Origin of the sequence: Streptomyces sp. NPDC014623 (assembly GCF_043088245.1) — a bacterium.
Lineage (GTDB): Bacteria > Actinomycetota > Actinomycetes > Streptomycetales > Streptomycetaceae > Streptomyces.
Window position 1 is genome coordinate 17,201 of the sequence record NZ_JBIBZU010000031.1, and the last position, 25,923, is coordinate 43,123.

The 25,923-nt window shown below is 68.7% G+C and carries 35 protein-coding genes; 25 read left to right on the forward strand and 10 right to left on the reverse strand.

The annotated features are described in order from the left end of the window. The first annotated feature begins 10 nt into the window (after positions 1-10). The 7 genes from ACF1FZ_RS32510 (at position 11) to ACF1FZ_RS32540 (ending at position 5,997) form a co-directional block, all read left to right on the forward strand. Entirely contained in the window at positions 11-592 is a 582-nt protein-coding gene (locus ACF1FZ_RS32510; protein WP_391776978.1) for a hypothetical protein, read from the forward strand. Between the two features lie 161 nt (positions 593-753). Then, entirely contained in the window at positions 754-954 is a 201-nt protein-coding gene (locus ACF1FZ_RS32515) for a hypothetical protein (RefSeq protein ID WP_391776979.1), read from the forward strand. A 183-nt stretch (positions 955-1,137) separates the two neighbouring features. Beyond that, on the forward strand, positions 1,138-1,644 hold the full coding sequence (locus ACF1FZ_RS32520) for an RRQRL motif-containing zinc-binding protein (protein ID WP_391776980.1): 507 nt from the start codon (positions 1,138-1,140) through the stop codon (positions 1,642-1,644). Between the two features lie 7 nt (positions 1,645-1,651). Then, positions 1,652-2,776 carry a tyrosine-type recombinase/integrase gene (locus ACF1FZ_RS32525; RefSeq protein ID WP_391776981.1) on the forward strand — a complete coding sequence of 375 codons (1,125 nt, stop codon included), beginning with the start codon at positions 1,652-1,654 and terminating at the stop codon, positions 2,774-2,776. After that, positions 2,773-3,096 carry a helix-turn-helix domain-containing protein gene (locus tag ACF1FZ_RS32530; protein ID WP_391776982.1) on the forward strand — a complete coding sequence of 108 codons (324 nt, stop codon included), beginning with the start codon at positions 2,773-2,775 and terminating at the stop codon, positions 3,094-3,096. The genes ACF1FZ_RS32525 and ACF1FZ_RS32530 overlap by 4 nt, the downstream gene beginning before the upstream one ends. Before the next feature lie 755 nt (positions 3,097-3,851). Further along, on the forward strand, positions 3,852-5,375 hold the full coding sequence (locus ACF1FZ_RS32535) for a hypothetical protein (protein WP_391776983.1): 1,524 nt from the start codon (positions 3,852-3,854) through the stop codon (positions 5,373-5,375). A 52-nt stretch (positions 5,376-5,427) separates the two neighbouring features. Continuing rightward, on the forward strand, positions 5,428-5,997 hold the full coding sequence (locus ACF1FZ_RS32540) for a hypothetical protein (RefSeq protein ID WP_391776984.1): 570 nt from the start codon (positions 5,428-5,430) through the stop codon (positions 5,995-5,997). Here the strand turns inward: ACF1FZ_RS32540 and ACF1FZ_RS32545 are convergent. Next, on the reverse strand, positions 5,979-6,563 hold the full coding sequence (locus tag ACF1FZ_RS32545; protein ID WP_391776985.1) for a YrhB domain-containing protein: 585 nt from the start codon (positions 6,561-6,563) through the stop codon (positions 5,979-5,981). The two genes, ACF1FZ_RS32540 and ACF1FZ_RS32545, sit on opposite strands and share 19 nt — an antisense overlap. A 75-nt stretch (positions 6,564-6,638) precedes the next feature. Here ACF1FZ_RS32545 and ACF1FZ_RS32550 point away from each other — a divergent pair, with 75 nt between their 5' ends. Beyond that, positions 6,639-6,800, forward strand: coding sequence for a hypothetical protein (locus ACF1FZ_RS32550; protein WP_391776986.1), 162 nt, complete (start codon positions 6,639-6,641; stop codon positions 6,798-6,800). Positions 6,801-6,828: 28 nt separating this feature from the next. Beyond that, positions 6,829-7,362 carry a hypothetical protein gene (locus tag ACF1FZ_RS32555; RefSeq protein WP_391776987.1) on the forward strand — a complete coding sequence of 178 codons (534 nt, stop codon included), beginning with the start codon at positions 6,829-6,831 and terminating at the stop codon, positions 7,360-7,362. Between the two features lie 20 nt (positions 7,363-7,382). On the opposite strand, the gene ACF1FZ_RS32560 is transcribed toward ACF1FZ_RS32555, so the two are convergent. After that, positions 7,383-7,964, reverse strand: a complete 582-nt coding sequence (locus ACF1FZ_RS32560; RefSeq protein WP_391776988.1) for a hypothetical protein — start codon at positions 7,962-7,964, stop codon at positions 7,383-7,385. A 413-nt stretch (positions 7,965-8,377) separates the two neighbouring features. Here ACF1FZ_RS32560 and ACF1FZ_RS32565 point away from each other — a divergent pair, with 413 nt between their 5' ends. The 13 genes from ACF1FZ_RS32565 (at position 8,378) to ACF1FZ_RS32625 (ending at position 17,014) form a co-directional block, all read left to right on the forward strand. Further along, on the forward strand, positions 8,378-8,674 hold the full coding sequence (locus ACF1FZ_RS32565) for a hypothetical protein (RefSeq protein ID WP_391776989.1): 297 nt from the start codon (positions 8,378-8,380) through the stop codon (positions 8,672-8,674). Beyond that, positions 8,671-9,009: a hypothetical protein gene (locus tag ACF1FZ_RS32570; protein WP_391776990.1), complete on the forward strand. Its 339-nt coding sequence runs from the start codon at positions 8,671-8,673 to the stop codon at positions 9,007-9,009. Before ACF1FZ_RS32565 ends, ACF1FZ_RS32570 begins: the two co-directional genes overlap by 4 nt. Next, entirely contained in the window at positions 9,006-9,962 is a 957-nt protein-coding gene (locus ACF1FZ_RS32575) for an AAA family ATPase (protein ID WP_391776991.1), read from the forward strand. The genes ACF1FZ_RS32570 and ACF1FZ_RS32575 overlap by 4 nt, the downstream gene beginning before the upstream one ends. Before the next feature lie 20 nt (positions 9,963-9,982). Continuing rightward, positions 9,983-10,231: a hypothetical protein gene (locus tag ACF1FZ_RS32580; RefSeq protein WP_391776992.1), complete on the forward strand. Its 249-nt coding sequence runs from the start codon at positions 9,983-9,985 to the stop codon at positions 10,229-10,231. A gap of 53 nt (positions 10,232-10,284) precedes the next feature. Beyond that, a complete protein-coding gene (locus ACF1FZ_RS32585; protein WP_391776993.1) occupies positions 10,285-11,064 on the forward strand; it encodes a hypothetical protein in 780 nt (259 codons plus the stop codon). A 123-nt stretch (positions 11,065-11,187) separates the two neighbouring features. Beyond that, positions 11,188-12,045: a DUF4097 family beta strand repeat-containing protein gene (locus ACF1FZ_RS32590; protein WP_391776994.1), complete on the forward strand. Its 858-nt coding sequence runs from the start codon at positions 11,188-11,190 to the stop codon at positions 12,043-12,045. A 119-nt stretch (positions 12,046-12,164) separates the two neighbouring features. Then, positions 12,165-12,410: a hypothetical protein gene (locus ACF1FZ_RS32595; protein ID WP_391776995.1), complete on the forward strand. Its 246-nt coding sequence runs from the start codon at positions 12,165-12,167 to the stop codon at positions 12,408-12,410. Positions 12,411-12,423: 13 nt separating this feature from the next. Further along, complete coding sequence (locus ACF1FZ_RS32600) at positions 12,424-13,005, forward strand: NUDIX domain-containing protein (protein WP_391776996.1); 582 nt, start codon at positions 12,424-12,426, stop codon at positions 13,003-13,005. Between the two features lie 88 nt (positions 13,006-13,093). Next, positions 13,094-13,405 carry a transposase gene (locus tag ACF1FZ_RS32605; RefSeq protein ID WP_391776997.1) on the forward strand — a complete coding sequence of 104 codons (312 nt, stop codon included), beginning with the start codon at positions 13,094-13,096 and terminating at the stop codon, positions 13,403-13,405. After that, positions 13,402-14,274, forward strand: coding sequence for an IS3 family transposase (locus ACF1FZ_RS32610; protein ID WP_391776998.1), 873 nt, complete (start codon positions 13,402-13,404; stop codon positions 14,272-14,274). The genes ACF1FZ_RS32605 and ACF1FZ_RS32610 overlap by 4 nt, the downstream gene beginning before the upstream one ends. Positions 14,275-14,501: 227 nt before the next feature. Further along, positions 14,502-15,650, forward strand: a complete 1,149-nt coding sequence (locus ACF1FZ_RS32615) for an IS30 family transposase (protein ID WP_391776999.1) — start codon at positions 14,502-14,504, stop codon at positions 15,648-15,650. Positions 15,651-15,837: 187 nt separating this feature from the next. Then, positions 15,838-16,332, forward strand: a complete 495-nt coding sequence (locus ACF1FZ_RS32620) for a hypothetical protein (RefSeq protein WP_391777000.1) — start codon at positions 15,838-15,840, stop codon at positions 16,330-16,332. Between the two features lie 307 nt (positions 16,333-16,639). Next, complete coding sequence (locus ACF1FZ_RS32625) at positions 16,640-17,014, forward strand: hypothetical protein (protein ID WP_391777001.1); 375 nt, start codon at positions 16,640-16,642, stop codon at positions 17,012-17,014. Between the two features lie 74 nt (positions 17,015-17,088). Here the strand turns inward: ACF1FZ_RS32625 and ACF1FZ_RS32630 are convergent, their stop codons facing one another. From ACF1FZ_RS32630 to ACF1FZ_RS32655, 6 genes are all read right to left on the reverse strand, one after another. Next, positions 17,089-17,235, reverse strand: a complete 147-nt coding sequence (locus tag ACF1FZ_RS32630; protein WP_391777002.1) for a hypothetical protein — start codon at positions 17,233-17,235, stop codon at positions 17,089-17,091. Between the two features lie 202 nt (positions 17,236-17,437). Beyond that, the gene (locus ACF1FZ_RS32635; RefSeq protein ID WP_391777003.1) at positions 17,438-17,788 is read right to left on the reverse strand and encodes a hypothetical protein; all 351 of its coding nucleotides are present in this window, start codon (positions 17,786-17,788) and stop codon (positions 17,438-17,440) included. A 24-nt stretch (positions 17,789-17,812) separates the two neighbouring features. Beyond that, positions 17,813-18,202: a hypothetical protein gene (locus ACF1FZ_RS32640; protein WP_391777004.1), complete on the reverse strand. Its 390-nt coding sequence runs from the start codon at positions 18,200-18,202 to the stop codon at positions 17,813-17,815. Positions 18,203-18,263: 61 nt separating this feature from the next. Further along, on the reverse strand, positions 18,264-18,557 hold the full coding sequence (locus ACF1FZ_RS32645; protein WP_391777005.1) for a hypothetical protein: 294 nt from the start codon (positions 18,555-18,557) through the stop codon (positions 18,264-18,266). Further along, positions 18,557-18,868 (reverse strand): hypothetical protein, encoded by a 312-nt coding sequence (locus ACF1FZ_RS32650; RefSeq protein ID WP_391777006.1) that lies wholly within the window; start codon positions 18,866-18,868, stop codon positions 18,557-18,559. Before ACF1FZ_RS32650 ends, ACF1FZ_RS32645 begins: the two co-directional genes overlap by 1 nt. Positions 18,869-19,285: 417 nt before the next feature. Continuing rightward, positions 19,286-21,934 carry a Helicase associated domain protein gene (locus ACF1FZ_RS32655; protein ID WP_391777007.1) on the reverse strand — a complete coding sequence of 883 codons (2,649 nt, stop codon included), beginning with the start codon at positions 21,932-21,934 and terminating at the stop codon, positions 19,286-19,288. 165 nt (positions 21,935-22,099) lie between these two features. Between ACF1FZ_RS32655 and ACF1FZ_RS32660 the strand changes: the two genes are divergently transcribed. Continuing rightward, the gene (locus ACF1FZ_RS32660; RefSeq protein WP_391777008.1) at positions 22,100-23,635 is read left to right on the forward strand and encodes a helix-turn-helix domain-containing protein; all 1,536 of its coding nucleotides are present in this window, start codon (positions 22,100-22,102) and stop codon (positions 23,633-23,635) included. After that, positions 23,635-24,216 (forward strand): transcriptional regulator, encoded by a 582-nt coding sequence (locus ACF1FZ_RS32665; RefSeq protein WP_391777009.1) that lies wholly within the window; start codon positions 23,635-23,637, stop codon positions 24,214-24,216. The genes ACF1FZ_RS32660 and ACF1FZ_RS32665 overlap by 1 nt, the downstream gene beginning before the upstream one ends. Positions 24,217-24,604: 388 nt before the next feature. Here ACF1FZ_RS32665 and ACF1FZ_RS32670 read toward each other — a convergent pair whose 3' ends face one another. Then, complete coding sequence (locus tag ACF1FZ_RS32670; protein WP_391777010.1) at positions 24,605-24,823, reverse strand: hypothetical protein; 219 nt, start codon at positions 24,821-24,823, stop codon at positions 24,605-24,607. 9 nt (positions 24,824-24,832) lie between these two features. On the opposite strand from ACF1FZ_RS32670, the gene ACF1FZ_RS32675 reads away from it, so the two are divergent. After that, the gene (locus ACF1FZ_RS32675; protein WP_391777011.1) at positions 24,833-25,039 is read left to right on the forward strand and encodes a hypothetical protein; all 207 of its coding nucleotides are present in this window, start codon (positions 24,833-24,835) and stop codon (positions 25,037-25,039) included. A gap of 43 nt (positions 25,040-25,082) precedes the next feature. Here the strand turns inward: ACF1FZ_RS32675 and ACF1FZ_RS32680 are convergent, their stop codons facing one another. Further along, the gene (locus tag ACF1FZ_RS32680; protein WP_391777012.1) at positions 25,083-25,802 is read right to left on the reverse strand and encodes an IS6 family transposase; all 720 of its coding nucleotides are present in this window, start codon (positions 25,800-25,802) and stop codon (positions 25,083-25,085) included. Positions 25,803-25,923 lie beyond the last annotated feature (121 nt).

Below are 25,923 nucleotides of genomic sequence, written 5' to 3' on the forward strand. Positions count from 1 at the left end.
GACTCCTCGCATGAGCCAACCCACCGACCGGCTCCCGCCCACGCCGCCCGGTGAACGGCGTGCGGCCGGGCCTGAACAGGAACACCGTCGCGTGTGGCCTGTCATCGCGACCGTCGCCGCGCTCGGCCTCGCTCTGGCCTTCGTCTGGTCCAACCCCCGAGACGGTGAGCAGCAGCGCGAAAAGCGAGCCGACGAGCGCAGAGCGGCGGCCGCGGACCGGAAGTCCTACATGACGTCGGAACTCACCTTCGGCAAGGCCAAAGCCGATCTCACAGCCGACTGGCAGTGGGAGGAGGACAAGATCGTCATCAGCCTGAATCCAACCCTCGCCGCTCCCTCCAAGTACGTACACATCAGCGCCGAGACGGAATCGGACAGCCAGGAGGCTTTGTCCCACATCCCATGGCCGGACCCCGCTGAGATCACACTGCCCATCGAGGACCCGCCAGCGGCGATCACGGTTCGGGTGGCGCTGGGAGACGAGGACTGGAGGAAGGGCGACACAGCGCCGTCACGTCTGCTGCGTGTCTCACCCGAGGGCACGCTCACGGATGCGAAGACCGGTGAGGAACTGCCCTCCCGGTTCAGCTGACCAACTCACCACCCGCAGTGAGCCCGGCCGAAGAAGTTCTTCGGCCGGGCTCACTGCTGTCCGGCCGCTCCGCCCAGCCCTCAACTCCCCGCCCGCAGGGGTCGGCTGAGGGCTGAGCAGGCCGACCGGCCTTTCCCCGACGTACATAGGAGTCCATTTCCGTGGCTGTCATAGGCGTGCTGACCAAGCCGACCCCGCCGTCCTGGTGGGCGATCAACAAGCACCGGGTCTGGGGCGTGCTCGGCCTGGTCCTCGGCTTCATGCTCTGCACCGAGGTCCACAGCGGTGCCTCGGAACACCAGCCGCAGCGTCCACGCCCCGGCCACACCGCCCCGGCCACCACCGCCCCGACACCCCGCTGAACCACACCCACCACCACCAGCTGCGCCCGGCCGGACGTCTCCGGCCGGGCGCAGCCGCTTTCCCCCTGGAGGACCCGTGCTCATTCCCCGCCCGCGCCGCCGGATCGGCCGGCCCCGCCCGACCCTGCCCGGCCCTCGCCGCCCGCTCCCGCCGCGCCGCCTGCCCGGCACCTGGTGGACCTGATGCCCCGGACTCGTACACGCCGCCGCCGTGACCCGTTACGCAAACCGCCACCCCGCAGCGCCGCCGGCCTGCCCGAGTTCGACCGCGCCGTTTGCCCGCCGCACCTCGTTACCCGCAGACAGCTCCGTGACAGAGGCCTGCGCCCCGGCGGGCACGACCCCGTCGCCGTCCTGCGCTGCCGCTACTGCGCCTACCGCCCCGGCCAGGCGTGCATCCACCCGACCCGCGCCTGGCTCTGGGACACCACCACCGCGCTCCCGAAGATCGTCATGACGCTGGCCAAGGAGCGTGCTCTCGACGCCGCGATGGCCGCCCGCAGCACCTGCCCGGTCTGCCGCCGCCGCTACCACTACTGCCTGAAGTGGGCGATATTGCATCGGATGCAACATTCGCCATGGACGACACGGGCGGCCGTTGCTGGGAGGGAGCCACGCTACACCTGCCACGGTGCCGCTTCGAGGGGCTGTGACCTGCGGTCCGTAACCGTCTCAACGTTGTTGCGTTAGAAGCAACGTGACCGAATCGACGGATCTGGCAGGCGCTGCCCATCTGGTGCTCGCTCGGGGGGTGGTGCACCTCGATCCGGAGCCGGCCGTGTTCGCCGCGATGCTCGAGGGCTGGGCCCGGCAGCAAAGGACGCGTTTCCTCGACTACGAGTCGACGATCAAGCCGCGTCTGTCGGCGGTGAGACGGCTGGCGGAGTTCTCGAACCAGTACCCCTGGCAGTGGCAGCCTGCCGAGGCTGAGGCCTTCTTCGACTTCCTGCGGGCGCGGCGGCCGAACTTCGCGGTGTCCACGGCTCGCAACTACCAGAACGCCATCCGCATGTTCTGCGAGTACGTCACCGACGAGCGCTACGAGTGGCCGAAGGTCTGTATCGACCGGTTCGGCCAACAGCCAGCACAGATCCTCCACGAGTGGAACTCGATCACCCACACCAGCATCTACGAGGGTTCGCCAGGGCGCCGTCCACTGTCCTACGACGAGGTCCAGCAACTTTTCGACGCAGCTGACGAGAGGGTGGAGTCGATCCGCGAGCGCGGACGTAAGGGAGCGCTGGCTGCACTGCGCGACGCGGTCATGCTCAAGGCCGTCTACGCGTACGGGCTCCGCCGCCAGGAAGCGTGCGGACTGGACCTGGTCGACCTGCGGCGAAATCCGAAGGTCCCGACATACGGGCGGTTCGGCGGAATCTTCGTACGGTTCGGCAAGGCGTCCAAGGGCGGTCCGCCCAAGCGCCGCACCGTGCTGACGGTTCCGGAAATGGACTGGATCGTCGGCATCCTCACTGACTACCTCGGCGAGGCCCGCATCGGGTTCTCCCCGGGAAAGCACCCGGCCTTGTGGGTCACCGAGCGTCGGGGCCGCGTCTCCCTACGGGGCCTGAACGGCGCCTTCACCGCGGCCCGTGAGCTTGCCGAACTGCCCGATGAACTCGACCTGCACAGCCTGCGGCACAGCTACGTGACTCACCTGATCGAGTTTGGCTATCCGGAGCGGTTCGTGCAGGAGCAGGTCGGTCACGCCTACGCCAGCACCACCGCGATCTACACCGGGGTCTCGGACGACTACCGCAACCGGCTGCTGGAGCGGGCCTTGAAGGAACGCCACGGCGATCTGTGGGAGGAGCCGGCGTGATCCGCAAAATGGGCGTGGTGTGGCACCTACGGCTGCGTATGGCGGAGAAGGGCATGTTCCAGACCTCCGCGCTGGTGCCGCTACTCGCGGAGCGGGGTGTTCACCTGTCCCGAGAGCAGGTGTTCCGGCTGGTGACGCAGCCGCCTCAGCGACTGTCGGTAGACACTCTCGCGGCACTGTGCGACATCCTCAACTGCCAGCCGAACGACCTATTGGAGGTCAAGGTCGTCAACGCGGAGATCCGCAAGACTTCGGGCGAGGCGGCGCCAGCTCAGCCACGAGCGCGTCGCACCACGATCCGACGCCCTGACCTGACGTGACCCGGCAGGGCAAAACCCATGGCGGCTTGGCCCGGATCAGGGAACGTCTGCGCGTGCTTCTACCGGGCCTGGACGGCAGGGTCCTGGAGGAGGTCTTGCAGGAGGCGGTCATTCGCGGCGCTGCAGTCGGCATCCTCGACCGGCACTTAGCTGAGCACCCCGACGCGCTGATCCGCCCGGGAACGGCGGCGCCGTTCGCGCTGGTCCGGCTCGCGCACGCGCTGCTCGACCACGGCATTCCCGGTGTCACTGCGCCGGTCTGCGCGGACTGCGGCAAACCTTCGCGAAAACTGGGCCGGCAGTACCAGGGGCGAAGCCTGTGCCCGAACTGCTTCAGCCGGGCTCACTACGCGACCTGCGTACGATGCGCGCGCCCAGCCCGCCGCACCACCGCGCTTGAGGACGGCCCGGTGTGCCCCAACTGCAAGCGCGCCGCGGCGATGCCCCACTGCACGACTTGCGGCCGGGAGGTACGCGGCGCCGCCCGCCTTCCCGACGGTCCGCTGCTGTGTCACCACTGCAGGCCCAGACCCGCCCGCGCCTGCATTTCGTGTGGAACCGAGGCGCCCGTTCAATCGATCACGGCCGAAGGCCCAGTCTGCCGGCGGTGCTATCGCTCCCCGACCCGGCAGTGTGGGCGGTGCGGGGAGGCGCGGTCCATCATGCAGCGTGCCCGCGGGGACGAACCCGACCTGTGTGCCCAGTGCTACCACGTGCCCGACCGCACGTGCTTTCAATGCGGCCGTACTCGCTGCGTGGCGGCGATCGTCCGCGGCAAGCCGCTGTGCCCGGGCTGCCACGAAAGCCGACCACGGTCGTGCGCGATCTGCCACCTGTCCCGCAAGGTGCAGGCTGAATGGCCCCTCGGCCCGGTCTGCAACACCTGCTACACCCGGGTCCGCCGCGCACCGGCCACGTGCAGCGAATGCAGCCAAAAGCGCCCACTGATCGGCCGCCGCCTGGACGGAACTGCCTGCTGCGGTCCGTGCTCCGGGGACGGCCCGGCCTACGAATGCCAAGGTTGCGGCAACAGCGGACTGCTCTACCGCCGCGGATTTTGCGCCCGCTGCGCCCTCGACCAGCGCTTAATCAGCCTGCTGGCCTCCGACGCACCCTGCGTCCCGGAGCAGCTTGCCCCTGTGCGAGCGGCGCTTCTGGCCGCAGGCCGACCCGTGACCGTGCACCACTGGCTCGACCTCGACGGCGTCGCCGACCTCTTCGCCGCCCTGGCAACAGGACGGACAACGATCACACACCGGGACCTGGATGCCCTGCCCGACAAGCTGATCACCGCATACGCCCGCGATCTCCTGTCGACCGCCGGTCTTCTGCCGATCCGCCATGAAGAGGTGGAACGTCTGCCTCGCTGGGCCGACCAGGCCCTCGCGCAGGCCCCAGCAGGGCACCGGCAGATCGTCAGCCCTTTCGCGCACTGGTATGTCATCCGCCGCCACCGCGACCGAAGCCGCCGCGGCCAAGGGCTGGGCGCTTCGTCCCTGGCCCGGACCCGCTCCCTCATCCAGCGTCCGCTGGAACTGCTGGCCTGGCTGGACGACCAAGGCATCGCCCTGGCCGACCTCAACCAGCCGGCCCTCGACCGCTGGCTGTCCCAGGGCAAGCGCCACCGCGGGGACATCCGCCAGTTCCTGCAGTGGACACACCGCCATAAAATGACCCGCGACCTGAACGTTCCCAAGCGCCGGGTAGAGCAGCCCAGCGTCTTCATCGAGGACAATGAGCGCCTGCAGCAGCTCCGACGCTGCGTGCACGACGAGACCATCCCGCTTCCGGCGCGAGTGGTCGGCAGCCTCGTCCTCCTCCTCGGCCTGCAGATCAGCAAGATCCTCCGGCTCACCACCGAGGATGTCTCGGTGGACGGAAGCACCATGCGCCTGCATCTGAACGGCCACTACGTGGAGTTGCCGCCCCGTATCTCAACTCTCGTCCGGCAGCGCCTGGAGAAGGCCGAAGCCGCTTGGGAGAACAACCGCTCCGCCAGCACCACCCCGTGGCTCTTCCCGGGCCACAACCCGGCTCGTCCGCTGTGCCTGCAGTCGATCCAGCTTCAACTCCGCAAGCACGACCTCAAAGGACTCGCCGGTCGCAACACCGCCCGCCTCGCCTTGGCCGCCAACGTTCCTGCGTCAATCCTCGCTGAAGTCACAGGCACCAGCGTGAACAATGCGACCCGGTGGACGACCCTGGCCAAGCGCGACTGGACCGGCTACATCAGCAGCCGGCGAATCGGCGGCCAAGAACTCGGTTTCTCTCGTGGGTGAGCCCCGACATCATGGTCTTCGGTAGGTTCATGCGAGAGGACGAGTGCAGCGGGTGCCTGGAGACTGGCAGACAGATCTGACGGAGTTGTGGCAGCAGCGTTGGCCCCATTGCTCTCCGGTCGGGTACAAGCTCCGCGACCCGTATCGGGATGTCTGGGTACGTTTTCACAGCCTGCCGGAGTCGAAGCGGTACCCGGAGGACGAGAGCGAGTATGCCGTCGTCCTGGAGCGTTACAACACCGTCCTCGACGAGTTGTTCGCTGGTGCGGACGTGTACGTCATCACTCCGCTCTGGACGACCGAAGCCGAGGCTCCGGCGGTGAAACCCTGGACGGGGTATTGGCAGAGCCTGCTGGTGGAGGACGATCCCGACCCTGAGTTCCGCACGTACTGCCACCTCTTCGCCACCCGCCGGCCCTGGCAGCGCGGCTGCATCGACGACTTGCTCCGAGATACCGCCGACGACAGGGTGGCGGGAATTCTCATCACCGACACCCGCGTGCAGCGCATCCACCACCCCTACGACGGTGGCGCCGATGTCTTCCTCACCACACCCGAAGAACGGGACCGGATACGCAATCGGCACGCCGACTGGCTTTCCAGTCATCCCTCGGGCCTCTGACCGGATCGGATCGCCACCCCGCTCAGAACTGTCTTCACCGCAAGTACCGGGTTGAGAGGCTCCACGAGTTCCCTGGTGGCGACGGCCACGAGGCGGGCGGGTGCATCACCCTCCAGCAGCGCGCTCACGTACTCAAGGGCCTTCGCGGGCGAGAACACAGGCAGCCTCTGGCGCAATGTCCGCACAGCACGTATCCGTCCGCCCGTAGCGGCGACTCCCCGGAGCGCATTGTGTAGATCGTCCACTGCAGTGCGCACCGTCAGGCCGCGTATCCGAGCCCGGTAGTCGGTCTCCCACTCCCCGGTCACCGCGGAGACGACACCGATCTGGTGCAGCCCCCCGTCGACGCGGTCGACCAGATACGGCCCATTGCCAACCAGCGCGTACTTCGAGTTCCGGGCGCGTACGAAGTCCTCGGACTGCCAGGAGACGATCCACACCAGCTCGTGCTCCTCGACACGGACCACAACCATCTTCACCGAGTCCGCGCTCACAGCCCGCCACTGCTGATAGTCGCGCTCCAGCTGGTCCTCGACTGCCCGAACGGCGGCTTCTCGCTCGATCACGCGTGCAGCATCCCGTACCGACCCGGTTTCGACCAGCGAATTGCCACAGCTCAGAGCTACGTAGAAGGGGCCAACGTGCCTTCTCACCAAGGAATACAGCAGCTGAAGAACAAATGCTCTGCGCCAGTACCGCTGCGCACCGTGGGCTGCTGCGACCCCTGTGCCAGGGGCTACGAGCCCAGCCCCGACACCTACTTCGTCTCCACGGCCCCGGTCATCCACCGGCTGGCCGCCTGATCAACGACCCCCTCGAAGGAGAGTCACCGTGGCTCTGTTCACCCGCACCGCCCCCACCCCCGCCCCTGCTCCCCTCCCTGCCCCCGAGACCTGGACGCCGGAGGGAACGCTCGTCCCCCAGCGCTACCGGGCGCTGGAGGGCGCGATCGTGCTCGTCTACACCGCCGACGCCGACCGGGGCACCGCGCACTACGCCGCCGCGTGCCTGGGCTGCACCTACCGCGCGGACGTGACCGCCGCCCACAACCTGATGTCAGAGGCGGAAGCTGCCAAGGCCGCCAACGCGCACGCCTCGGTCTACCGGGCGATGCCGCGCGGTGTTCCCGCCCGGCCCGAGGACCCCGAGGCCGTCGAACTGACCCGCACCCGGCTCGCGAGCCGTCTGCGGAACATCGGCCTCCCGTCCGAAGCCGGACGATGCGCCGCCCTGCTCGACCTTTGCACACAGATGCCGCCAGCTGTGCTGCAACGGCTGCTCGGTATCAGCCCTATGGCGGCCGAACGATGGTCTGCCGGCGCGGTCAGAATGGCCTACGCAGCCGAGGTGGCCCGTCGGTCGTGAGCTGCACGTCTCGGCCGCTATCAGGCTTCGATGCGAAGCCACGTGTCGCCAGCGCGAAGCCATAGAAGACCGTCGCGACCCTGACCGCAGCGCATGACTACCCGTCCGGGCACTCGAATCTTGCGCCGCTCGGTCACACTCCAGGTATCACCGTCCAACTCGGCTCGCACCACTTCGGTTGACCTCTGGTTGTGAACGCGCTTGGTCAGGACCGCTCGATGGTCGCGCACGGCGAAACCGTCCGGGTCACGTACGGGGCTGGGCCAACTGGTCACCTCACCGGTCGACGGGGTGATCCGCGTCAAGAACGTGCCTCCCCGCCGACTGCCGGAATACCAGATCAGCCAGACCTGGTCCCCCTCGGTGGCAGCGGTGCATCCCTCCAAAGGCACGTCAGGAAGGCGACCTCCCGGAGCCCAGGTTGCCCGACCATCGGCACTCCAGCCGGCAAGACCGGCTGCAGACTCCGGATGCCCTCCATAGATGCCTTCGTCTCCGTAAGCCGTCCAGATCGATCCCTCGCGATCGGTCACCAGAGCAGGGATGTCGTCGCCGATGCAGAAGGTGGCTTCTTGGTCACCACTTTCCAGAGAGAACACCACGGCGTTCGGGCTCCATGCTCCCGACTCCTCCTTGCCCGCTCGACCGCTTGCGATGAGAAGCCGGGCCTCCGGGAGAAGAGCGATGTGGCTCGGCCTGACCGGGACGTCCTTGATCAGTCGACGTTGAAGCGACCCGTCAGCCTGGCGAATCACGAGCACCGCATCGAAGGGGACCTGCGGGCCCCATCCCACCCAACCCTTCACGTAGCGGCTTCGGCGTAGGCACTGCCGATGGACGAGCAGAACAGCCAGCTCCCCCGCCGGGCCAACGGTCCACCACAGAGGGCGTCGTCCCGCCCAAAGGTCCGTTACGGACGGCTTCCAGACCCTCTGCACGTCGACCGTCGACATCACATCCCCCCTGCTTTCAAATGCAGCACCCGAACGTAAGTGCTGATGAGAGCAGTGTATTGATGCCAGAACCAGGAACCGCCCCCGCGTCGTTCGACTGCCCCGCGGTGGGCTCACAGACGCTATTCCGCACAGTCGAATATCCGAACCTGCCGATACTGGCGAAGAAGACCCGGAAGACCGGGTACATCGACCACTGCCAGGCGGTCCGCCTCGACGACGAAGGCACGGCCACCAAGGAGGTCACCGGGCCCGGCAGCGCGTGGATGGAGCTGGACGCCGCACTGCACCGCGCGATCGGTGTTGGCGCCGCCGCCGTCACTGTCTGGCTGACCACCCGCCCCGGTGCCCGCCGGTGACCCGCACCCGCCTGGACCGAGTGCGCGCTGCCGCCGGCATCGCCAAGCTCGCCCTCCAGCAGATCGAGGACGACCTCACCGGTGAGATCGGAGCCCAGGAGCTCGCGCAGGTCCTGCGCGAGCTTCACCACGAGGGCCACCGCCAGGACGGCGTCTTCGGCTCCCTCGCGCAGCTGCTCACCGTCGCGGCGCAGGCCGCCGGACGGATCGAGCCGGACGGCGACGGTGAGATGTCGTGCCCGCTGCACGAGGCCGCAGCCCTCATCACCGAGAACGCCAGCCTCCAGACCTACTACGCCACCCGTGCCCTTGACCCGCAGGGAGAATCCGCATGAAGACCTTCCGCCTGGACAACGCACTGCCCGTCGACACGACGATCCCGGAGCCCTCGCTGGTCTGCCTGATCGGCGCGGCCGGTTCGGGCAAGTCGACGTGGGCCGCCACCTGGCCCCACACGCAGGTCCTGGAGCTCGACAGGTTCAGGGCCCTGGTCAGTGACGACGCGGGATGCCAGGAGTCGACCGAGGACGCGGTGTTCGCGCTCCAGGCCGTCCTGGAGGCCCGACTCGCCCGCCGCAGGATGACGGTCGTAGACGCGACGAACAGCGAGAAATCCGTGCGGGCCGGCCTGATCGCGACCGTCCGCCGCCACGGCGTTCCCACGGTCGCCCTGGTCGTCCCGACTCCGCTCTCCGTGTGCGTCGCACGCCAGGAAGGCCGGCCCGCGAACCGGCGCGTGCCCGAGCCGGTCGTCCGCGCGCAACACACCGCGATGGTCGACGCGTTCCCCGGCCTGCCCGCCGAAGGGTTCGACCACGTCGTCGTCGCGGAGAACCTCTACCGCCTCCAAGCGCTGCTCCAACCGCTCAGCGACGCCCGGCGCGCGGAGCTCGGCTGGGACGACGGCGCGGGCCTGGGCGACCTGCTCCTGGTCCGCCGTATCTTCGGCCCCGAGATCCTGCGGATGTGGCGCTGGCGCGACAACTCACCGCTTGCCGGTGGTGACCGCGTCGCGAAGATCCGGCTCGGAGCCGACCGCATCGTTCTTGCCCTGCGGACCGACGTCGACGGGACGGGTGACGTGGGCTTCGAGGTCCTGGTGGGCTGCGCCTTCGATGACGAATGCGAGGGCCAGGCGTGGGCCCCGGCCTACAACGTCACCGACCTCCTGCGTGCCCTGACCGGCGAGCTGATGAACGACCCTGACGTGCGCTGCACCATCCACGGTCACCACGGCGACGACGACCAGGACGACGACCCCGAGGGCCGCGCCGACCTCGAAGAGTAGGCCATGGAAGCGATCCGCGAATGACGGCCCCGACCCCGGCGTGCGGCTGGGACCGGGCCGTCTTCCGGTGCGGCCGGTGCGGGGCGGAGCACACCGCCACCACCGAGGCCGACTACCTCAAGGCCGTCGGCGCCCACGCCGTGTGGGGCCGGCTCAACCCCACCGAGCGCGACGGCCTCGCCTCGACCCTGCGCACGATCCTGGCCGCACCCGAACTCGCCGCACAGCTCCTGGCCCTCGCCGACCGGCAGCAGGCGGACAGCCAGTGATCCGCACCGCACACCCTCCCCACAGCAACCGACACCTCTCCCTGGAGGACCGCATGGCACGCAAGCCCAAGCCCGTCACCTGGTACATCGCCACCCCCGCCGACGGCATCATCGAGAGGTCCCGCGCCGCGGGAACCCTGGTGAACCTCGCCGCGTCCGTCGGCGAGGTCATCGACCACCCCCAGCCCTGCATCAACCTGTGGTTCGACGAGAGCCCCTTCTCGTACTTCCGCATGGTCAAGCGCGTCGGCGAGGCACTGGAAGACACCGGTATCTGGCCCGTCACCTGGCCCGTGCGGCTGTGGATCGTCCAGCCGCTCGGAGAGACCGGCAACTGGAGCCAGCGCTACTACCCCTACCGGCTGCTCTCCCACCAGATCCGCGTGCTGGAGGAGACCGACGCCCACATCGCGCTCGGCCCCGCCGGCCGCGACGTCCTGAACGTCATCCAGCAGGAGATCCCCGAGCGGGCCGCACGCTGGGCCGCCGACTGGGACGCCGACCCCGAGGGCATGCGTGAGCGGAAGTGGGACTGGGAGCAGTGCGGCGGCCGCACCCGCGGCAGCGGCCGGTGGGCGGAATCTCTCGCCCTGGCTGTCTCGCGCAACCACCGCGAGTCGGCCGCCCAGACCTGGATCGAAAACCTTGCGCAGAACACCGTCGACCAGGCCCTCGCCGGCACCGACGCCAGCATGATGGCCCGCTGCTACGCCTACAGCCGCGCCACCGGCTGTGCGGTCGCCGCCCAGTACCAGGCCCGCTTCGAGCCGTACGTCCTGGACGCGCTGCGCGGCGTGGGCCTCGACTCCCCCGCCCCGGCCATGGCCGCCTGACCTGCACGAACAGAAAAAGGCATCCTCAAAAGATGCCAAGCCCTAGAAATGCATCCTTTGAGGATGCATTATGGATGTGCGGGGGCCGCCCGGCCCCCGCACTCTCCGACCAAGGAGCCTGCCTTGACCACCTCCCAGACCTTCACCGCCACCGCCGCCGGCGCCGTGTGGACCGACATCATCAGCCACGTCGGCACCGTCAACGTCAGCGTCGACCCGACCCTCAAGCACGCCGTCATCACGGTGAGCACGGACGACGACGACGGCCCGCTCGCCGACGCGGTCCGAGGCGCGACCAAAAGCGAGAGCCGCTACCAGAACCTCGACTGCGTCACCGTCCGCGTGCCGGAGGCCGAGGGAAACACGATGACGATGGGCAACTCCACCTACCGCTTCAGCGGCGGCAACATGGTGGTTCGTCAGAACTTCGGCGTCATCCGCGGCTCCGTGACCGGCATGGCCATCGCAGACGGCGACATCACCATCGGCGGCCACAAGGTCGTTTCGGACGGGATGGTCGTCGCCGAAGCGGGCACCGTCGTCTCCGGCGGCGGGATGGGCACCATCACCGTCGACGTGAAACTGCCCAGCGACCAGTCCTCGGTCCGGCTGGAGACCACCAGCGCCGACATCACCGTCCACGGCGACCTCCAGGTCCTGGACGTCCACTCCGTCTCCGGCGGCATCGAAGCGCGCGGCGTGCACACCCTGCGCGGCAACACCACTAGCGGCGACTTCGAGGTGGACCGGGTCGACGCCCGCGTCGACGTCAACTCCGTCTCCGGCGACATCGAGATCGGCGCCTACAGCGGCACCGAGTTCCGCGCCAACACCGTCTCCGGCCACGTCCACGTCAGCGCGACCCCGGCCGCCACCGGCTCGATCGACGCCAACACGGTCTCCGGCAACGTCACCACGCGCGGCACGGGCCACCTGCGCGAGCGCGTGGGCACCGTCTCCGGCAAGCACCGCCGCCGGTGACTCCGCCCCGGGGCGGCCGCCAGGTCGCCAAACTCACCGGCCGCCCCGGGCCTCCCATCCCACTCCAAACGGAGCGGGGGGCACAGACATCGTCCCTCGTATCCCACTTGGAGCAAGCCATGCCCCCCCGACCCGATGAGCAGGCCCGCACCGAACTGCGCGACCTGGTCGCCCAAGCAGCCCAGCATCGCGACACCGAACGCGAGCGGATCGAGACCGAGTTCTGGCAGGAGATCGACCGCCTGCAGGCCCGGTACCACGGTGCCCAGCAGGACATCGCCGACGAGCTCGGTATCAAGCGCAACCAGATCCTGCGGCAGACCAAGCGCTACCGGCCTACCGCCCAGGACACTGCCAACGACTGACGGAGAAACCCACATGAGCGAGACCACCGAGACCATCAGGGCCGTCCCCGCCGCCCTGCGCGGCTGGTCGGTGAGCTGGCCGCAGTACGTGCCGACCGATGTCACGCCTCCCGAACTGCTCCCCACGGCCCTGGCCCACCAGGTGCCCGACTGGGCCGAGGCCGCTCCCACCCCGGCCGACGTCCCGGACTGGGACCGGCGCCAGGCCGACGCGCTTGTCCCCTACCGGCTCGACGGGCAGGGACGGCCGCTGAACCCGCACGGACGCACCGGCCGCACCGGCCGGAACCTGGGCCGGTGGGGCGAGAACGCCGCCGCCGACCCGATCGTCGTCGCGGGCACCGGCCGGCACCGCCAGGTCCTCCTGATCACCCGCGACGACATCCTGGTGGAAGCCATCCCCGGCGGGATGGTCGATCCGGGCGAGACCGCCCCGGCCGCCCTGGTGCGTGAGCTTCGCGAAGAGACCGGTGTGGACCTGGCCGGCCACCGCCCCGTCATCCTCGGCCGGGACCTCGTGGACGACTGGCGCAACACGGATTACGCCTGGGTCGCACATCCACCAGCGCGCTCTACCAGCTGCCCGCCACCGTGACCGCTGTCGCGGGCGACGACGCGGCTGGGCTTGATCCGCTTTGACGGACATTCGAGATCAGGGGTTCGTCCCCGGGAGGATGTCCATCATGGAGAGCATGGGGAAGAAGAAGCCTCGGCGCCCTCGTCGATCGTTCACGCCGGAGTTCAAGGCCGAGATCGTCGGGCTGTGCCAGCGGGGTGACCGCTCGGTCGGCCAGGTCTCCAGAGACTTCGAACTGACCGAGACCGCGGTGCGGGACTGGGTGAAGCAGGCCGAGGTCGACGCGGGCGAGCGCAACGGGCTGACCAGCAGTGAGCGCGAGGAACTGGCCGCGTTGCGGCGGGAGAACCGCCGGCTGCGTGAGGATGTCGACGTCCTCAAGCGGGCCACAGCTTTCTTCGCGAAGGAGACCCGGTGACGGTGCACCCGTTCATCGAGGCGGAGAAGCAGGCAGGTCACAGCGTCAAACGGGCGTGTGAGCTGATGAAGGTCTCCCGGACCGCCTTCTATGCCCGCCGCTCCGGAATGCCCGGCCCCCGTGCGGTGCGGGATGCCGAGCTGACCGAACGGATCACCGAGGTCCATGCAAGATCACGCGGGACCTACGGCGCCCCGGGCGTGCATGCCGTGCTCAAGCGTGAGGGTGCCGGGTGCGGCCGTCGTCGTGTCGCACGACTGATGCGGGCCGCCGGGCTGCGGGGCCGGCACCGCAGACGACGGCACGTGACCACGATTACCGATCCCGGGGCTGCCTTCCGTCCTGACCTCATCGTCCGGGACTTCCGGCCCGACCGCACCGGGCTCGATGCCCGCTGGTGCGGCGACATCACGTATGTCCCGACGGAGGAGGGCTGGCTCTATCTGGCCACGGTCATCGACATCGCCTCCCGGCGCGTGGTCGGCTGGGCAACCGCCGATCACCTGCGGACCGAGCTGGTTGCCGAGGCGCTGACAGCCGCCTGCCGGCAGCGTCGCCCCACCCAACCCGTGATCTTCCATTCGGACCGCGGCTGTCAGTACACCAGCCAGCAATTCGCCGCCCTGGCAGCCCGGTTCGGGGTCCGGCTATCGGTCGGCCGCACCGGCCAGTGCTGGGACAACGCGCTCGCAGAGTCGTTCTTCTCAACCATCAAACGCGAACTGCTCGGCACCTCCGCCTGGCCCAGCCGGGCCGCCGCCCGCACCGCGATCTTCGATTTCATCGAAGGCTGGTACAACTTGCACCGACTGCACAGCAGCCTCGGCTACCTCAGCCCCGCCGAGTACGAGACCGCACTCGCAGCCTGATCACCACACCAATGGTGTCCGTCAAAGCGGAACAAGCTCACTCTCCATGTGGTCGAGAAGTACGAACACGGACGTCAGGGGCGTGATGTTGGCATCTCGGGCAGGCATGTCGCCCCATGCCCCGCCGAGGGAGTCCCGTTGGCACTCCGCACTCGCCGGCGATCCCGAAAGAAAGCCATCTTAGATTCAACCGGTCAGAGCAACAGTGCTGGTTGAGGACGGTATGCATGGCGAAAATGGGTCGGCCGGGGATGTCGGACGAGATGAAGGCCGACTTGTGGCGGCGGTGGAGGGCTGGGGAGTCGATCAGTGTCATCTCTCGGCAGCTCGGCAAGCCGCCTGGCTCGGTGTTCACGGTCCTCAAGCACCACGGGGGGATCGCTCCCGGCTCGCGCAAGGCCCGCGCGGGAAGCTTGACCTTGGGCGAGCGCGAGGAAATCTCACGCGGGCTGTGCGCCGGCCAGTCCTACCGATCTCTGGCCGCCCTCCTGGGACGTGCGGTGTCGACGATCAGTCGCGAGGTCGGCAACAACGGCGGACGTGACGCCTACCGGGCAATTGCCGCTCAGGAAAAGGCACTTGACCGTGCCCGTCGACCGAAACAGTGCCTCCTCGCCCGCGAGCCCGTACTGCGGCAGACGGTGCTGACCCTTCTCAAGGAGGAGTGGTCGCCCGAGCAGATCGTCGGACACCTTCGGCTGCACCACGGGGACGATCCGAACATGCAGATCACTCACGAGACGATCTACCGGTCGATCTACACCACCCGCTGGAAGGTGGTTCCGCGAGAGCTGTGCAAGCGGCTTCGTACAGGCCGCCCGATCCGGAAGAACAAGCGCCACACGGTGAAAGGTCAGTGGCGTTCGCAGATCATCGACGCCCGCCCGATCGACGAGCGGCCCCAGGCGGCGGAGGACCGCAGCGAGCCAGGACACCTGGGAGGCGATCTGGTCATCGGCTCGAACAACAGCCAGGTCGCCACGTTGGTCGACAGGCAAACGCGCTTCCTCACTGTGGTGAAGCTCGCCAGCCGTCATACTGCTGTGGTCATTCCCGCCCTGGCGGACACCTATGAACGCATGGACTCCCGTCTACGCGCCACGCTGACCTGGGACCGGGGCATGGAGTTGGCAGGTCACAAGGGCTTGACCGCCGCTACGGGTGTTGACGTGTTTTTCGCGGCTCCGCGGAGCCCCTGGCAGCGCGGCACCAACGAGAACACGAACAAACTCCTCCGGCAGTACCTGCCGAAGGGAACGAACCTGTCGACGTTCAGCCAGGACGATCTCGATGCCATCGTGACGAAGCTCAACAACCGCCCGCGCAAGTGCCTGGGGTTCCGCACGCCAGCCGAGAGTGTTGCCTTGACCGGTTGAATCTAAGATGACTTGCTTCATAACTTTCGTTGAACGCAGCGCGCAGCCCGTTCAACGAGCGGGCTAGTTCACCCCAGGCATCTTTTCCCATGCCGGATGACGATAGGGACAGTAGAAGAGTCCTGCTTGGAATATCGCGCAACCCGGCTCATAGAACGACACACCCGCCGAGCGGCAGGATGGGTGAATGGCGATGAGCGAGACGGAACTGCTGGCCCTTCTGCGTGAACTCGATGACCCCGGGCGGCTGGAGTGGCCGCTGAACTACGACCGCGCCGCGGCCAGCCTCGCGTTCGGCGGGTTGGTGCGCCGGCTCGAGACGGACTTCGGGGTCCAGTGCGAGTTCGAGCAGGACACGCAGGGCTCCAGCGAGTACGGGCGTGTTCGCGTGCCGGCGAAGGCGACAATCTGCGGGACGCGGATCGTGGTCTGCGTGAGCAAGTTCGGTTCCCTCGCCGAGGTCTGTGCCGACAACCCGGGGGCCTACTTCGGCACGGATGACGCCCGAGAGGAAGGTGCGCTGGACCTGGCCGACCTCGCCATCGTGGAGCGGGCGCTAGCCGAACTTGGCTACGTGAGCGTCCCCGAGGGGCTGCTGGAAAGCGACTATGAGGGCCCCACCGCCCTGGAGCACTTCGAAGCGCGGCCCACTTGGTGGACGCGGTTCTTCGGCTATATGTGATCTGTATGACGGTGTCCCCTCCAGAGCTGGAGGGGACACCGTCATATGATCGTGGAGGCGCAGGTGCGTGATTACGGGTTTTCTCCAGCTCAGCAGAACGAGACCTGGAGACGCTGGCACGAGGGGCAGTCGTTCAGCTTGATCGGCCGGGAGGGGCCAGGCCGGACCGGCGAGGAGTGTTCGCCGGTCCGGCACCGCACATCATGCCTCGCCGCTGTTCCGGCCGGTGTGGTCGGGGCAGTCGCTCTCACGGGTGAGAACGACCTACCCTCGTTGCCTCGCGGGGGTGAGGTCCGTTGGGCACGTCATGCGAAAGATCATGTGTGCTGCGGTCTCCGTGATGGCTCTGGGATGTCTGGGGCAGGCCCCCGCGAACGCCAGTGGGACCGCTGATGACGGGCCGGTCGGTATCGGGGTCATCGGGGAAGGGCTCCGGGTGCGGGAGGTCCGGGCGACCTTGGACGGTTGGGAGGCCGGCGCGCGGGCGCGGGTCAGTCTCTGGAAGGGCGGTAGCTACGTCCGGATGGTGCGGGCGTGGAAGTACACCTCCTCCAAGGAGGCGCGCGGCTACCGGCACGAGTACGCGGCATGGAAGATCAACCAGAACTTCCCGCACCGTTCCCAGCTCTGCGTGGAATTCAGGGGCCACGACCGGAGGCCCTGCGTCACCATCAAGCGCTGAGCGCTCCACCTGCAACGGCGTTGCCCGCCCCGGGGCCCTCCGGGGCGGGCAACGCCGTTATAGCGCCCAGCAGGTCAGCCGGAGGCGGGCAGGACCGGCTCGCCGATGTGGTGGTACTCGGCCTCTACACCGCTCTCGCCGCCCCACGCGGTCCAGACGCGTTCGTACGTCGAATGCCCCGCACCTGAAGGTGCGGGGCATTCGGGGGTCCTGCCGTTCATGGGGGCGGAGCGGGCAGGTGCCTGCCTGGGTAACGACCGGCTGCGGGGCCGGTCACGGGCGAGGCCCGGCCTCCGCGACCTGGGAACTGAAATCTCCCGTGCGGTGGCCCAGAGCGCGGTTGGCGCACGGAACACTTCAGTTTCGCCAGCTTCCCGCCGATCGGCGGGAAGCTGCGGCTTGCTGACCTGCCCTGATGCTGCCTCAGGAATGCGTACGGTGCGCGCTCCTTCCGGGCGGGGTGGTCAGAGGTGTGTCCAGGGCGTCTAGGTGGGCCAGGAGGAGGCGGGCCAGGTTGCGGGCGTGGTCGCAGCCGGCTGGTTGCCGGGGTGTGCTTTCGTCGCCCGGGTCGCCGGGGTGCGCGAGGTGCCAGGAGTGGACGACGGTCCGGTAGAAGAAGTCGCTCAGCACCGCGTACAGGTCAGCAGTTTCGGGTGCGGGTTCGTACGCGTCGGCCACGGCAGCCGCAGCCTGTCCGATCTCGGCGGCTGCCTGTGAGCGCGCGTCCTGCATGTGCCGTGCGGAGGTCGCCGGGGTGTCCTCGAAGACCTCCATGATCCGGTACAGGCCCGGCGGCCCTTAGAGATTGCCCTCCTTCGCGCGGCGGACCTCCTCCGCGGCTTCCTCGACCGAGCGGGCGGCGGTCAGGCTGATCACCTCGGAGGCTCCGGGGTGCTCCGGGCGGGTGCACCGGGCCAGAACCTGGTAGAATCCCCGCCGCTCGGGCGGCCGTACCCAGCCGGACGCAGGGTGGCCCTGCTCGCGCTCCTCCGGGTCTCCGGCCGGGGTGTACCCGTCGTCGTAGGTGAAGGGCTGCTGAACCACCAGGTTCCGGATACGCCGTAGCTCCGTCATTCGTACCGCTGTCCGGTGTCCGCCGCGACCCGCCGGTGTCTCGTTCTCCTCGGTAGCGATCAGCTCGCCCAACTGCTCGTAGGCCAGACCGGTGACCTCCCGGCGCACCTCCACTCGGATCTCGGCATCGCTGGGCTCTTCATCATGTCGTTCCTCTGCTCGGTGTCGTTGGTGGTCACGTGGTTTTTCCCTGGTCAGTGCGACTGGTGACCCAGTCGGGGTCGCGTACGGGGGTGGGCTCCCGCAGGCCGGCCGGGGGCGTGCGCATGATGCGCCAGCTGGTGCGCGGCGCGGTGAGGACGACGACGGCCTGCCGGCCTCGCCCGCCCCGCGCCCAGCTGCCGGTGTAGCGGACTTGGTCCTCAGCCCAGTAGCCGAGGCGCTGCCAGGGACGTAAGCGGCCCAGGAGGTAGCCCCCGGTGAGGGTGGACGCGATGACGAGGGCAGCGGGCAAGTGATGGGTGCCCATCAGGCGTGGTCCGGGAATTCTCGGCGGGCGATCTCGTCCAGGGTCGCCGCGACGGTCTGCGGGGTGATCTCTCCCGGTGGCGGGGCAAGGGCCGTGAGGTAGGCGGGCGGTCCGTCGACAGGGTCGACGTAGTCGGGCCCCCACATGCTGAGCTGCCAGATCCGGATGGCGTCGAACAGGGCTCCGGTGTACCGGTCGACGAGGTCCTGTGCGGTGCCCTGGGCCAGGGCTGCGGCCAGCGCGGCTCGGGCGTCCGCGAGTTCCCGCCCAGCGGTGGCGAGGTACTCAGCGGCCTTGGGGTGGTCGTGCATGATCAGTTCTCCGAATCGTGGGGTGTGGCGAGCTGCTCGTGCTGCTGGGCGGTGAGGCGATCGCGCCGCTGCTCACCAGTCGTCAGGTGCGCTGCCCACCCACGCGATCGGCAGGCCCTCGCTGTTGCGGCCCCAGTGGGGTTCTTCCATCGAGGTCTCGTGCCCGTCGGGCAGGACGCAGATCCGTCCCCAGCGGCCGTGCTTGCCCGCGCAGACCTCGGTGAGCCGGGCCCGCGTCGCCTTCCGCCACGGGCCTGGTCGTAGCGGTCCTGGAACGGCTGGAGGCGGGCGCGCAGCTCCATGCCGAGCTCTGTCTCCGCCGCCTCTACCTGTGCCCGCGCCTCCTGCACCCCGGGGTCGGACAGCACGAACGAGATGACCTTCTTCGCCTCCGCGAAGGCGCTGGTGCGGGCGTGGTCATGACGCCGCTCCTTCCGCGGCCGCCCATTCCAGCCCGAGGCCGGCCAACGCGGCGAGTTTGTCGGCGGTGAGCTTGGCCCGGCGGGTCTTGGAATTCGCGAGGAATACCCCCAGCTTCACGGGGTGTTCCTCGCCGTCGACGACCACGGTTTCGATGTGGGCTCGGGGTACGGTCACACTTCCGGTCCGGGCCCGGTACTGCTCCAGCGCGAGGACACCCCGCTCGAACGCCCCGGCCGCCACCGCCGTCTTCCTCTTGGCGGCCGGCGCGGGCAGCGGTGTCAGCCCCAGCGCTTCGAGCCGCTGCCGCTGCTCGGGCAGCAGCGCCTTCCACACGGTGTGTTCGCGCTGCCGGTTGATCCAGGCGCCGACGTCGCAGCCGTGGACGACGACACCGGGCAGGACCTCGGTCAGCCCGGCCTCCTCTGTCAGGAGGGCGCGGGCGGTGGCGTAGTGGCGCTGCCACTCCACCGACCATCCCGGGTTCCACTCCGGGTCAATGGCTTCCAGCGCCGCCCGCCGTTCCCCGGCCCTCTCCTCGTCCTTGCCGAGCCCGCCGGCCTTGCGCAAATTGGCGAGCCACTGACCGACCGCCACCCCCTGGACCACGGCGTCCTTCGGAGCGGCGAGACTGCCGTGCGTGGCGTGGTAGGCGCGAGCCGCGGTGAGGTTCTTCCAGAATCCGGCGTCCGCGACCGACCACACCATGCCCAGCTCGTTCAGGAGATCGGCCCGCCAGGCTTTCAGCGTGCCGAGCCGGAAGGCGCGGCGCTGCTCGCTGACCCATGCGCCCAGCGCATACGTGATGCCGTCCTCGCCCCGCTCCACGGACACGTCGAGCGGTACCTGGGCGTCGCCGTGCTCGCTCACCCAGTGGCGCAGGGCGTTGTATCCGGTGAGCCAGACCTCGGAGTCGGGATGCAGGACCCGGGTCCGCAGGAACAGGGCGACGTCCCCGGGATCGCGGGGGAGGAGGAACCGCAGCAACGGCACCCCGGCGCCCGCGTGTTCCCCCTCGGCCGCGTCGTCGTCCGTACCGGCCTCTGCGGCTTCCTCTGCCGTCTCCTCGCCCGTGGGGCCCTTGGTGCCGGCCGCCGCCTCGATGTCGTGGTCGGCGTCTTCCTCCTGGACGTCGTCGCTGTCGGCGCCTTCCTCGCGGACCGGATCGAGTGCGACCACGGACGTGGCCCGGCCCCGGGCGGTCGTGGTGCTCAGCGCCATGCGCTCGATGGCTCGCTCGTCATGTGCCCTGAGCCCCTGGAGAACAGTGACCAGGCTGCGGTAGCTGGGGGACGCCATCATGTCGGAGGGGTCCTCGCCCGGCTCCAGGAAGACGGGGACGATGATCCGGCTGACCTTGCCCTCGCCGGGGTCCTGGCGCAGGCCCCGCCCGATGATCTGGACGATCTCCACGGGCGAGCTGCGGGTGTCGGCGAAAACGACCGCGCCGACACCTCGCTTGCCCCGGATGTCGACGCCCTCACCGAGCACCCGGCAGCTGGACAGGAACGACAGGTCGGTCACCCACCCATCCGCGTCCAGACCGTCCGCGTACCGGCCCAGGACCTGTCGGCGGTGCGCGGCGGGGTGCTCGCCGCACAGCCAGTCAGCACCGACCCGCCCCGGGTAGGCGACGGGGTCTGTCGCGTGGAGCTCGGCCGCTGTCTCCGGCAGTGCGCAGGCAAATGCCATCGCATCCAGGGTCCGGGAGTGGAACGTCATGTATGACCTGCCGCCCGACTCGTCCGCGTGCTTGAGCAGGGCTTCTTGCAGCGCGGCGAGACGCCGGCCCCGCCGCTCCTCCACGGTGGCGTCCGGTCCGGGTGCCTGCGGGTCCCGGATCTCCAGGACGTCGATCTCGAACCGCGCCAGGACGCCGCGCTCGACGCTCTCCATCAGCCCGAACTCGAACAGCACCGGGCCATACAGATCGACGTCGTCCATCGACGCCACCAAGCGCCCGCCGGTCTCGTCCGCGCCGGCACTGCTGGGCGCGGCCTCCCACAACCGGGGGGTGGCCGTCATGTACAGCCGTCGCTCCGCAGGGATGCGCGCCTGGTCGTGGACGGACGCCCACGCCTTCGCGGCATCTCCGGAAGTTCTGTGGGCTTCGTCGATAACCAGCAGGTCGAAGGGGCGCATCCGCTGCCCGTACGAGCCGCGCAGCGCGCGTTCCAGCACGCCCGGTGCCGCGCTGTCCTCCTCGTCGTCCTGGTCGTCGTCCAGGCCCTGCGGGGACAGGCTCGCATACGTCGCGAACACCAGCGCCGACCCGTCCTGCGCCCCGGTCCACAGGGCGAGCTGGGTGGGGTTGGTCGTGCACCGTACGTCGAGTGCGTCCAGCAGCGGATCGGCGCCGAGGCTGCACACCGCGACGGCCGGGGCGGTGTGTCCGACCGCCCGCCACGCCTCGACGGTCTGCGTCAGCAGGTCCAGCGTCGGGACGAGCACGCCGACCATGCCGTGAGGAACCATCCGCAGCGCGGCCACTGCCGCTGTGATCGTCTTGCCCGAGCCGGTGGACATGTGGACCTGCCCGCGCTGCCCCTGGGTGGGCACGGAGCCGTCCACGGGGAGGGCCAGGCCCTCGATGATCGAGTCCACGGCCTCGACCTGATGCGGCCGAAGCGAGATCGCGCCCTGCATATCCACCACTCCCCGAGATCAACGGCATCCGAAGCACCGGACGCCGTTGCTTGCCGCATCGCCGTTTCGTTGTGCTGATAACGACCGTAGCGCGCTCGCATAAAACTTGGTCACTGGACGTCCAATCTGATGCCGGAAGTCGTCCAAATGCGCTAGGGTCGCGGCATGAGCCAAGAGAACAGCGTCGAAGCGCTCCTCGAAGAAGCACGGCTGAACGCCTCTATCCCGCCCCCCGCCGAACGCCAGCGCCTGCGAGAGGCCGCGAACCTGTCCCGCGCCCAGGTCGCCGCAGCCGTCGGTGTCGGGCGCACCACGGTCGCCAACTGGGAGACCGGACACTCCGAGCCGACCCCGCCCGGACGACTGGAGTACCTGCGCCTACTGAAGGGCCTCGCGGAGATCTACCCGGCCGCCCCCGCACCCGCAGCCATCCCGGAACCCACTGCGGATCCCGCCCCCGTCCCACCCGCGTTCGTCGCGGCCCCGGAGACGCTGCGCGGCCCGGACGGGCGCGCCATCGAGGGAGACCCCGGCCCGTGTATCCGGTGCGGCATCGAGACGACCTATCAGTCGACGGACGGCCGCCCCCTGCACTCCGGAGCGATGTGCCAGCCCGCCGGCCCCGCTGCCACCGCTCCGGCCGCCCCTGCGCCCCCGCCCGTCTCACCGACTCCGGCGCCCGTGCCCAACAGGCCGCAGCGCCGCGCCCGCAGTGCCGCCCGCGCCCAGGCCGACACCACCCTGCTCATCAGCCGCGCCGTCCAGGAGGAGGCCGAGCGAGCCGGTGGGGACGAGGAAGCCGCGCTCAAGGCGCTGATCAAGCGGGCGATTCCCGATGTAATGCACCTGTTCAACGAGACCCGGGCCACGGGCCGTTACGACTACACCGCCTACCCGGCCCTCCCCGACATCCTCAAGAAGCGCTCCAAGAAGGGCCCCGACCAGATCTGGGAAGCCCGCCCCCGCTTCCACCACCCCGGCTACTCCCTGCGCGCCCCGGGCGACATCAAGGTCACCGCCCTGGACGTGAACGCCGCCTACCTGTCCGCCCTCAAGTGCTGGCTGCCGATCGGAAAACTCGAGCACAGCACCGGCTCGGACGGTGTCGAGCCGAAGCGCTCCGGGGTCCACCTGGTCACCCCGGGCGAGTGGTCGCACCCGCATCTGCCGGACCCGATCGGTGACCGCGATGAGCCCGGCGCCCTGTGGGTCACCAACAGCACCCTGCGGCTGCTCCAGCGCCTGTCGGGTCCGAAGTACGGCCTGACGGAGGCTCCGGTCATCCACGAGTCGTGGACCTCCGGTGCGACGGAGAACTTCCTGGACGCGCTGCGCAAGCTGCTGTCGGCCGCCCGGGACGAGGCGATCGAGAACCGGGACACGCTGACCCTGGAGTACGTCAAGGCGATGTACAGCAAGTTCATCTCGACGATGGGAGAGTCCATCCACAACCGGGAGATGGTGCGCCCTGACTGGATGCACATCATTCACTCGCAGGCCTACGCCAACCTGTGGGGCAAGGCCTACAAGGCCCACCAGGCCGGGCTCGATGTCATCGCGATGATGGGCACCGACGAGCTCCACGTCACGGGCGACTGGCGGAAGGTGTTCCCCGAGGGCCGGGGCGTGGCCCAGATGAAGGTCAAGCACAGTGACGCCAAAGCCTCCGGTGAGTACACCGTCGGCACGGTGGCCCGCTGATGGCCGGCCGCTGGATGGACCTGGGCATGTTCAACGCCCGGGGCATCCCGGGCGCGGACGCCCTCGGCATCGCCATCGAGCAGATGGTCACCGGCATCGCCTCACCCGTCGACAGCGAACGCGGCCTCGCCGCCCGCCTGTCCTACCTCACCAAGACGGATGCCGGATACGAGGCGATGGACCGCGCCGGCATCCACGTCTCACCCCGCACCCTCATGGCCTGGCTCGCCGAAGAACGCATTCCGAACAAGGCGAACCGGTCCCGGCTGGATGCCGCGTACTGGGACCTGCGCCGCCGCAACGTGGCCGCCGATCTGAAGAAGCGTCTCAACAACAACGGTCGCGGCACCCGCATCGAAATCAACCCGGTGGACCAGTCCCGCGTAGAGGGCAGGCACCAGCGGGACCTCTCCAACCGCAGCATCAACGTGCGCGGCAGCGGCATCTGGGACCGCGCCGTCGACGCCTGGATGAACGACGACGTCCAGGAGCTCGACGCCATCTGGGACGACATCATCCAAGACCTCGGATCCGAGTACGACGCGTACGCCAACGTCTCCTCCATCGGCTGGGCCGCCTGAGCAGAGACACAAGCGCCCCTGTCCCTGGCATTGGAGCTGCCAGGGACAGGGGCGCTTCGCATAGTAGTCGGAGCCATGAAGCAGCCTTATTGCTGAGCTGCGCAGACACATGAAGCGGCCCCGCCAATCGGCAGAGACCGTCTCGTTCAAGAGCGACGGTCCAGCGCCTTCCCCTCGAAGAACAAGAAGCCCTCTTTCCCTCGAAGACCGGGAAGACGTGGGCCGTGGCGCCGCTACCTCAAGTATCCCCCGACACCGCGCCCCGCCCAGAGCTACGCCACCGCGTACGTGCATTATCTCGGGTGCGGATTAACTGTCAGGCAAGTAGGTCAAGTACCGAATTCAGGGCTTGTCTGGCAGGTATCCAAGGGCTTGTCAGGCAAGTTGGTCATGTGAGAGAGACAGCGAAGGTGTCTGGGGAGATCCCGGCGGACTTGGCGGCGTTCTCCCGGTTCTTGCCTGTCTTCACGGCGCGGGCGAGAGCGTCGATCAGGTCCGGCGTCAGCTTGGAGGGGCGGCCGCCGTTCGAGGAAGCGCAGAGGTGTTCGTCACGCGGCGGCGGAACGTAGACGCCATCGCGGCCCTGGGCCCGCCTGCAAGGCACCACAATCTGCTCATGCCTGACTGGATGCCTTCATGGGGCACGACCGCGCTGATCGCCATCGCGACGTCCCTTCTCACCCTGATCGTCTCGGGGCGCTACGTCTCGCCCCTACTCGAAGTCCGCAACCGACGTTTTCAGGCGAAAATGCAGGCGCGAGAGAGATTCCAGGCCGACATGCTCACCGGGCGCTGTCACGTTGTTGACTGCGTGAGTCTCTGACGGCGCGTCGGGATGTGGTGGGGGCCGGGTTTCGGGCTGGTGCTCAGGCTTCGGCGGGTCGGCCGGCGACGCCGGTGGCCTGCTCCCAGATGGCGAAGCGGGTGGTCATCTCGGTGCGGTAGTGGGCGGCGGTCATCAGGTGGCGGCGGGGTCGGAAGTGGGGTGAGATGCCGCTGAACGCGGACAGGAATTGCTGGGCTCCGCCGACGCTGCGGAAGCCTTTCATCGCGCGTTCGCGCTGCCTCGTCGGCTGGTGACTGTTCTCGGCCCGGTTGTTCAGGCCCTTGTGGGCACGGTGCTCGGCCGAGGGCATCACCTCGCGGTGGGCCGCGCCGTAGGAGCGCAGCTTGTCCGTGACGATCACCCGCGGCACCGTACGGGTTTTCTTGAGCAGTGTTCGGAAGAACCGCCTGGCCGCAGCGGTGTCCCGCCGGTTCTGCACGAGGATGTCGAGCACGTTTCCGTCGGCGTCGACGGCCCGCCACAGGTACTTCCGCTCTCCGTTGATCTTGATGAAGATCTCGTCCAGGTGCCACTTGTCACCGGGCCGGGGCTGTCGGCGGCGCAGCGCGCCGGCATAGGCCAGCCCGAACTTGGCGCACCAGCGGCGGACCGTCTCGTAGGAGACGAGCACGCCGCGCTCGAGCATCAGCTCCTCGACCTCACGGAAGCTGAGCGGGAACCGGAAGTACAGCCACACGCAGTGCGCGATGACCTCGACCGGGTACCGGTGCCCCTTGTACGACGGCGGCGTGCTGTCCACGGACGCCCCCTCCCCGGCATGACCAACTCGAAGATCATCCCACCCGGTCGGTCAACGTGACAGTGCCCGCCGCCGTCCTCATCCGCGCAGCGACCACCTGCGCGATCCCGACAGGCCACTC

Excerpts from the sequence above, each read along its gene's own strand:
- ACF1FZ_RS32510 (WP_391776978.1), top strand. The coding sequence starts at position 11 with ATGAGCCAACCCACCGACCGGCTCCCGCCCACGCCGCCCGGTGAACGG.
- ACF1FZ_RS32520 (WP_391776980.1), top strand. The coding sequence starts at position 1,138 with ATGCCCCGGACTCGTACACGCCGCCGCCGTGACCCGTTACGCAAACCG.
- ACF1FZ_RS32565 (WP_391776989.1), top strand. The coding sequence starts at position 8,378 with ATGCCAGAACCAGGAACCGCCCCCGCGTCGTTCGACTGCCCCGCGGTG.
- ACF1FZ_RS32575 (WP_391776991.1), top strand. The coding sequence starts at position 9,006 with ATGAAGACCTTCCGCCTGGACAACGCACTGCCCGTCGACACGACGATC.
- ACF1FZ_RS32580 (WP_391776992.1), top strand. The coding sequence starts at position 9,983 with ATGACGGCCCCGACCCCGGCGTGCGGCTGGGACCGGGCCGTCTTCCGG.
- ACF1FZ_RS32585 (WP_391776993.1), top strand. The coding sequence starts at position 10,285 with ATGGCACGCAAGCCCAAGCCCGTCACCTGGTACATCGCCACCCCCGCC.
- ACF1FZ_RS32595 (WP_391776995.1), top strand. The coding sequence starts at position 12,165 with ATGCCCCCCCGACCCGATGAGCAGGCCCGCACCGAACTGCGCGACCTG.
- ACF1FZ_RS32600 (WP_391776996.1), top strand. The coding sequence starts at position 12,424 with ATGAGCGAGACCACCGAGACCATCAGGGCCGTCCCCGCCGCCCTGCGC.
- ACF1FZ_RS32605 (WP_391776997.1), top strand. The coding sequence starts at position 13,094 with ATGGAGAGCATGGGGAAGAAGAAGCCTCGGCGCCCTCGTCGATCGTTC.
- ACF1FZ_RS32615 (WP_391776999.1), top strand. The coding sequence starts at position 14,502 with ATGGCGAAAATGGGTCGGCCGGGGATGTCGGACGAGATGAAGGCCGAC.
- ACF1FZ_RS32620 (WP_391777000.1), top strand. The coding sequence starts at position 15,838 with ATGGCGATGAGCGAGACGGAACTGCTGGCCCTTCTGCGTGAACTCGAT.
- ACF1FZ_RS32625 (WP_391777001.1), top strand. The coding sequence starts at position 16,640 with ATGCGAAAGATCATGTGTGCTGCGGTCTCCGTGATGGCTCTGGGATGT.
- ACF1FZ_RS32630 (WP_391777002.1), bottom strand. The coding sequence starts at position 17,235 with ATGAACGGCAGGACCCCCGAATGCCCCGCACCTTCAGGTGCGGGGCAT.
- ACF1FZ_RS32635 (WP_391777003.1), bottom strand. The coding sequence starts at position 17,788 with ATGGAGGTCTTCGAGGACACCCCGGCGACCTCCGCACGGCACATGCAG.
- ACF1FZ_RS32645 (WP_391777005.1), bottom strand. The coding sequence starts at position 18,557 with ATGGGCACCCATCACTTGCCCGCTGCCCTCGTCATCGCGTCCACCCTC.
- ACF1FZ_RS32650 (WP_391777006.1), bottom strand. The coding sequence starts at position 18,868 with ATGCACGACCACCCCAAGGCCGCTGAGTACCTCGCCACCGCTGGGCGG.
- ACF1FZ_RS32655 (WP_391777007.1), bottom strand. The coding sequence starts at position 21,934 with ATGCAGGGCGCGATCTCGCTTCGGCCGCATCAGGTCGAGGCCGTGGAC.
- ACF1FZ_RS32660 (WP_391777008.1), top strand. The coding sequence starts at position 22,100 with ATGAGCCAAGAGAACAGCGTCGAAGCGCTCCTCGAAGAAGCACGGCTG.
- ACF1FZ_RS32665 (WP_391777009.1), top strand. The coding sequence starts at position 23,635 with ATGGCCGGCCGCTGGATGGACCTGGGCATGTTCAACGCCCGGGGCATC.
- ACF1FZ_RS32675 (WP_391777011.1), top strand. The coding sequence starts at position 24,833 with ATGCCTGACTGGATGCCTTCATGGGGCACGACCGCGCTGATCGCCATC.